Raw genomic sequence first — 6,010 nt, 5'->3', positions numbered from 1 at the left:
GCACCTTGGACTCCGTTCCGTCGAGGCCGGCGCACGCACCGGCCACAGGTTGAGGTCGCGACGTAAATCTGGCTGACGATGAGTCTTTCGCGCGACCTGCCCGTGACGTTACCGTGACGTGGCCAGGGGCACCGCGCCGTCGGTGTGGCCGGCGACACGCGGTTCCCAGCCCGGCGGCCCAAAGACGTATCCCAGCCGATCGCGCAGGTGGCGCGCCGACCGCCAGTCGCGGGCCATCGCGACGTACTCGCGCGTCTGCAGGTTCCAGATGTTGAAGCTGTCGACCTGCTTGGTCAGCCCGTAATGCGGCCGGAACAGCTCGGGCTGAAAGCTGCCGAACAGCCGATCCCAGAGGATGAATATGCCGCCGTAGTTCTTGTCGAGGTATACCTTGTCCATGCCGTGATGCACCCGATGGTGCGACGGGGTGTTGAAGACGAATTCGAACGGTCGCGGTAGCTTGTCGACTCGCTCGGTGTGCACCCAGAACTGATAAATCAGGTTCAGCGACCAACTGAAGAACACCATCCACGGCGGAAGCCCCAAGAGCGGCAAGGGAATCCAGAGCAGGATCTCCCCGCTGTTGTTCCACTTCTGGCGCAGCGCCGTGGCGAAATTGAAGTATTGGCTGGAGTGGTGCGCCTGGTGGGTCGCCCAGATCAGCCGGACGCGGTGGGCGATGCGGTGATACAGGTAATACAGCAAGTCGACACCGAGGATGGCGACCAGCCAGGTGTACCACCGTGTCGGCGGAAGGTGCCATGGCGCCACGTATGCATAGATTGCGGCGTATCCGAGTAACGCTAGGGTTTTCCAGCCGGCGGTGGTGGCTATCGAAACCAGTCCCATGGAAATGCTTGCCACGGAATCGCGGGTCAGGTACGCGCCGGATGGAGACCGCGCATGGTCGGACGCGGCCTCGAGACGTTCCAGCTTGCGGGCCGCCGTCCACTCAAGACCCAGCAGCAACAGGAAGAACGGGATGGCGAACAGCACGGGATCCCGCATCAGCGGGGGCAGCTCGGACCAGAACCCGGTGACGGCGTTCACACGGATAGATTACGACCAACTGCCGGCGCGCCGGGACGGCCGGGATCGATGAGGTGTGAGCACTTGACCGCTGTGGTGGTGATTGGATCCGGCTTTGCGGGATTGTGGGCGGCACTCGGCGCCGCCCGGCGCCTCGACGAGCTCGGCATCCCAGCGGGCACGGTCGACATCACCGTGCTGACAGTCAGACCGTTTCACGACATCCGGGTTCGCAACTACGAAATGGACCTGAGCGCGTGTCGGATTCCGCTGGCCGAGCTGCTCGACCCCGTCGGAGTTGCCTACGTCGCCACCGAGGTGACCGCGATCGACACCGCCGCCCGTACCGTGACCGCATCCAGCGGGGCGACATTCGGCTATGACCGCCTGGTGCTGGCATCTGGCAGTCGCGTGCTCAGGCCCGACGTACCTGGCTTGCGGGAGTTCGGTTTTGACGTCGACACGCATGACGGCGCGCTTACGTTGCAGCGGCACTTGCGCGGACTCGCCGATGACAGGCCGCCGCCGGCGGCGGCTACCGCCGTTGTGGTCGGCGCCGGGCTCACCGGCGTTGAGACGGCCTGCAACCTGCCGACGCGGCTGCGCGCGCTGTTCCCGCGCGGCGGCGTCGCGCCTCGGGTGGTCCTGATCGACCGCAGCCCCGTGGTTGGCTCCGACATGGGCGCATCGGCGCGACCGGTCATCGAACAGGCCTTCCGCGACAACGGCGTCGAGACCAGAACCGGGGTGAGCGTCGCGTCGGTGTGCGAGCGGGGTGTGACGCTGTCCTCCGGCGAGCTACTGGAGGCCGCCACGGTGGTGTGGTGCGCCGGCATGCGTTCCAGCTCGCTGACCGAGCAGCTCCCCGTGGCGCGCGACCGGCTGGGCCGGGTGGCGGTCGATGACTATTTGCGGGTAATCGGCGTGCCCGCGGTCTTCGCGGCGGGCGACGTGGCCGCCGCGCGGATGGATGACGAGCACCTGTCGGTGATGTCGTGTCAACACGGACGACCAATGGGCCGCTACGCGGGTTACAACGTGATCAGCGATCTGTTCGACGAGCCGATGTTGGCCCTCCAAATTCCTTGGTACGTAACGGTTCTGGACCTTGGGCCGGCCGGCGCGGTGTACACGGAAGGCTGGGATCGGGTGGTCGTTTCTACGGGCGCGGCAGCCAAGGCGACCAAGCGGACCATCAATACCCGGCGGATCTATCCCCCGCTGACCGGCAATCGCGGCGACCTCCTTGCCGCCGCCGCGCCAGAGTTGCAGTCCCGCCCTTGACCGTCGCGCTTGGGCTCAATTCGACTTCGCTTGCTCGCCCGCGTACCACTGCACCGCGCGTACACCGGGTTGCAGGGAAAGTTCCGCGACCAACCGCTCGAGCTTTGCCGGCGTCTGGCCGCCCATGAGCAGGTGCGCGGTCAGGGTAACCTCGTCGTCGGGAGCGCGCCTTGTGTGGATACCGCTCAGCGCGATGTCGTTGGTGCTCGCGTGCTGCACGATCTGGGCCCGCGCGTAGGTCTCCGACTTGGGGCGGCATACCACCTGAACCAGGTACGGCCACAGGCTTTCGTCTTCGTCGGCGGTGTCGTCGCGGTCGATCATGCGGCCGAGTGGGCGCCCCAGCAGATGGATGCCGATGACGGTTGCGGTCCCGATCAACGTGAACACCAGATGGCCCGAGGCGGCCAACACCCCCACCGCGGCCGAGCACCACAGCGTGGCCGCCGTGTTGAGGCCGCGGACGTTGACCCCTTCGCGAAGGATCACCCCTCCGCCGAGGAATCCGATCCCCGACACCACATACGACGCCACCCTGGTGGGGCTGGTGTCCTCGGTGGCGACCGCGTACAGCACGAACAACGTCGCGCCGGCCGCGACCAGTGCATTCGTGCGCAGGCCGGCCCTGCGCGCCCGCCACTGTCGCTCCAAGCCGACGAGTGCACCACAACCGACCCCGACGCCGAGTCGTAGTGCGAAATCGGCGACGCTCAGCGTCTGCATGGACACCCCAGTCCTTTCTCCCGTCGGTCGGCGGCAGCTAAACACGTCGAGGTAAACAGCAGATGGATCCGAACCGACCGCGTTGCCATCCAGCAACACCCGGGTAACCGCCGCGTCGCGCACGCGACGCGTTGCAGCCTTGGGCTACGCCTTCGAGAGGTGTTGGGGACAATAGAATTTCGCCGAGATCACGGCGAAGGTGGACGCGCCCTCCAGATCGAACCCCGGATTGTGCGTCTTGACGTCCTGGACCAGCTCCAGGCCCGATTCGCCGTTGTTCAGGCAGGTGCACACCGCTCTGCCGGACGCGACGGCCGCCTCCGGACTGGCGTAGCTGATGCCGGCCTGGTGCAGCGCGGCGAGGAAGCCCGCGTCGTCGCCGTTCGGAGTCGGAGGCGTATCGGCGGCCACCGGCGCGGCCAAGACGATCGTCGTCGCTGCGCCGATGACCGCGGTTAACAGCCTCATACCGCATCCTCTCCGAATGTCCTTGTGCATGAACCCGATTGGGTGTCCGACGGCACGATTTGGGGTGTGTCACGCTTTCTCAGGTGCACGGCGTGGATGCCGGGTTTCCTCGACAGTGTTTCGAGCAGAGCGTCGAGGCCCCCTTCATCGACGTTGTGATGGTGTACGCTCTCCGGCTTCTCCGATATTCGTGCCACCAGCCGCTTCAGGCTTTCCGGAGAGTTCTGGCCTCTCAGATCCTTGATCGGGGTGATGCCGCTCAAAGCGCTGGGCGCACCGGCGCCAAGAGCGCTGCCGAGCATCCCCGCCAACGCCACCGAACTGAGCAGGCCGCCCTGGCCGACCGCGGCCGCCGGAACAGCTTCCGGCCCGGCGGCCGACAACGCCGCGGCGACCGTCCTGATTGCCGGGGTGGCGGTGGCCCAGCTCGCCGGTACCGACAGCTTCCCGACCAACGTGCCGGCGTTTCCCATCCCTGCCGATACCGTGTCGTACAGCGTTCCCCGGCCGAAGCCGGTGGCCGCAAGACCGGCACCCAGCGCGTCCTTCGGGAGCGCGCCGTAGGGGATGGGCGGGGAGAACTTGAGCCATTGCGACACGGGAAAATTGATCAACAGACCGATGTCGTTGAATCCGGTCGTAAAGCCGAGCGGGACCTTCGCAGCGTTGTAGAGGTTGGTATACAGCGTGGCTGCTCCGCCGCCGAACAGAGTGTTCAACAACCCACCGATGGTGGCCGTGTAGTCGGTGCCGAGGTTAGCCAGCACCGCCAGCAGCGGGTTGCCCTCTGCGAGCGGATTGGCCGCTGACGACAACAGAGAACCCACGCCGCCTGCCGCGGTGGCGGTGGCTCGGGTCGCCGCGGCTGCCTGACCGACCAACCCGCCCACGCTGGTGATCTGTGGCGCCGCGGTGAAGGGTGTGACCCTGGCGGCGGCCGATGACGAGGCGGCGTAGCTCTCCATCGCCAAGGCATCTTGGGCCCACATTTCGGAGTATCGGATCTCGGTCGCCGCGATGGCCGGGGTGTTTTGACCGAAAAGGTTGGTGGCCACCAGCGACGCCAGTTGGCTGCGGTTGGCCGTGACTTCCGTCGGCGGCACATGGGCGGCGAACGCCGTTTCGTAGGCCGTCGCCGCCGCGGTTGCCCCGGCCGCCGCTTCGGTCGCCTGGGCGCCCGTGTGCTGCATCCAGGTGAGGTAGGGCGCCACCGCGGCCGCCATAGCCACCGACGTCGGGCCGGCCCACGCCGCGCTCGTCAGGCTCTCGATCACCGACGAATATGACGAGACCGTGGACTGCAGTTCGCTGGCCAGCCCCTCCCACGCCGCCGCGGCGGCCCGCATCGACCCCGAACCTGGACCGGCGTACATCCTGCCGGAGTTGATCTCCGGCGGGAACACTGCGTAAAACATCTGAACCCCTTGCCTGGTGGTCGGCTTCATTCCTCGATTGCCGGGATCACGATGATGGTGGCTGCGGCAGGGCCGGCCTGCGTGACGGCACCGCCCAGCGAGCCCGCCGCCGACCCGCCACCGCCCGCGCTCTGGAATGCGGCGCCGGCAACCGCGCGTCCGGCCAGGCTGGAGAGGGCCATCTGGCCGAACACGGCACCCTCGCCGGCCATCCTGGTCGTGGCCCCGCTCAAGTCGGTGGGTAACTGCGAGGTGAGCGTTCTGATCGCCGGGGCGGCTTCGGTCCATCCCTGTGGAACGGACATGCTTCCGACCAGCGCCGCCTTGCCCATGGTCCCCGCGGCCGGTCCCCCGCCAACCACGGACGTCAACATGGGCCTTATGGCGCCGGTGCCTTGCGTGAGCGGAGCCAAGGCACCGCTGACGGCTTTCGGGCCGGCGAGATACGCGGCCGCGCCTTGTCCGTTTTGCCCCCAGGCGTACGCCTGTCCGAAAGACAGGAAGGGCCCACCGGCTATGGAAGACAGCCCTTGTAGCGAGTACGGCCCGGACGCAAGGGCCGCCGTCAGCGAGTCCCAATTGGTCAAATCGGATTGGAGTCCGGCCGGCAACGACCACGAGGAGGCCAAGTGCGGTAAGTCGAGGCCGGACAGCAGATTGCCCGACGCCTTGCCCGACGCCGCAGTCGCCGATTCCAGGACACCGTTCGCCAGGCGTTGCAGCGCGCTCGGTACGGCGTTGACCAGCCGCGACAGCTGCATGCCGGCGGCCGGCGTCGTCGCGGCCGCGGTGGTTTGCGGCGGGGCCACGAAGGGCTTCAGCTGTGCCGCGGCCGCCGACCAGGCTGCGTAGGCGTACATCGCGGCGGCGTCCTGGGCCCACATTTCGAGGTAATGGGCTTCGGTGGCCGCGATGGCCGGCGTGTTTTGGCCCAAGAAATTGGTGGCGACAAGCGTCGCGAGCAAGGCACGGTTCGCCGCGACCACCTGCGGCGGGACCGTAGCCGCAAACGCCGCTTCGTAGGCGCCGGCGGCCAGCTTGGCCTGGCCGGCCGCCTCCTGCGCTTGCGCGCCGGTGGCGGTCATCCAGGC

The 6,010-nt window shown here is 67.4% G+C and carries 6 protein-coding genes; 1 reads left to right on the top strand and 5 read right to left on the bottom strand.

Features of this window, described 5'->3' with window-relative positions; genetic code table 11:
* Positions 1 to 108 precede the first annotated feature (108 nt).
* On the bottom strand, positions 109 to 1,050 hold the full coding sequence (locus JO059_RS00330; protein WP_293313678.1) for a sterol desaturase family protein: 942 nt from the start codon (positions 1,048 to 1,050) through the stop codon (positions 109 to 111).
* Between the two features lie 63 nt (positions 1,051 to 1,113).
* On the opposite strand from JO059_RS00330, the gene JO059_RS00325 reads away from it, so the two are divergent.
* Positions 1,114 to 2,313, top strand: a complete 1,200-nt coding sequence (locus JO059_RS00325; RefSeq protein WP_293313675.1) for an FAD-dependent oxidoreductase — start codon at positions 1,114 to 1,116, stop codon at positions 2,311 to 2,313.
* A 15-nt stretch (positions 2,314 to 2,328) separates the two neighbouring features.
* Here JO059_RS00325 and JO059_RS00320 read toward each other — a convergent pair whose 3' ends face one another.
* From JO059_RS00320 to JO059_RS00305, 4 genes are all read right to left on the bottom strand, one after another.
* Positions 2,329 to 3,036: an MgtC/SapB family protein gene (locus tag JO059_RS00320; protein ID WP_293313672.1), complete on the bottom strand. Its 708-nt coding sequence runs from the start codon at positions 3,034 to 3,036 to the stop codon at positions 2,329 to 2,331.
* Positions 3,037 to 3,180: 144 nt separating this feature from the next.
* On the bottom strand, positions 3,181 to 3,504 hold the full coding sequence (locus tag JO059_RS00315) for a DUF732 domain-containing protein (RefSeq protein ID WP_293313669.1): 324 nt from the start codon (positions 3,502 to 3,504) through the stop codon (positions 3,181 to 3,183).
* Positions 3,501 to 4,919, bottom strand: coding sequence for a PPE family protein (locus JO059_RS00310; RefSeq protein ID WP_293313666.1), 1,419 nt, complete (start codon positions 4,917 to 4,919; stop codon positions 3,501 to 3,503). The genes JO059_RS00315 and JO059_RS00310 overlap by 4 nt, the downstream gene beginning before the upstream one ends.
* Before the next feature lie 26 nt (positions 4,920 to 4,945).
* A partial coding sequence (locus JO059_RS00305) for a PPE family protein (protein WP_293313664.1) occupies positions 4,946 to 6,010 on the bottom strand: 1,065 nt, incomplete at its 5' end.

Source organism: Mycobacterium sp. (assembly GCF_019247615.1).
GTDB lineage: Bacteria > Actinomycetota > Actinomycetes > Mycobacteriales > Mycobacteriaceae > Mycobacterium.
The sequence above is the reverse complement of the archived record's forward strand: the minus strand, read 5'-3'. Positions and strand labels throughout refer to the sequence as shown.

What these genes read in the sequence shown, in the direction of transcription:
- JO059_RS00320 (WP_293313672.1), bottom strand. Translation starts at nt 3,036, where the DNA reads ATGCAGACGCTGAGCGTCGCCGATTTCGCACTACGACTCGGCGTCGGG.
- JO059_RS00315 (WP_293313669.1), bottom strand. Translation starts at nt 3,504, where the DNA reads ATGAGGCTGTTAACCGCGGTCATCGGCGCAGCGACGACGATCGTCTTG.
- JO059_RS00310 (WP_293313666.1), bottom strand. Translation starts at nt 4,919, where the DNA reads ATGTTTTACGCAGTGTTCCCGCCGGAGATCAACTCCGGCAGGATGTAC.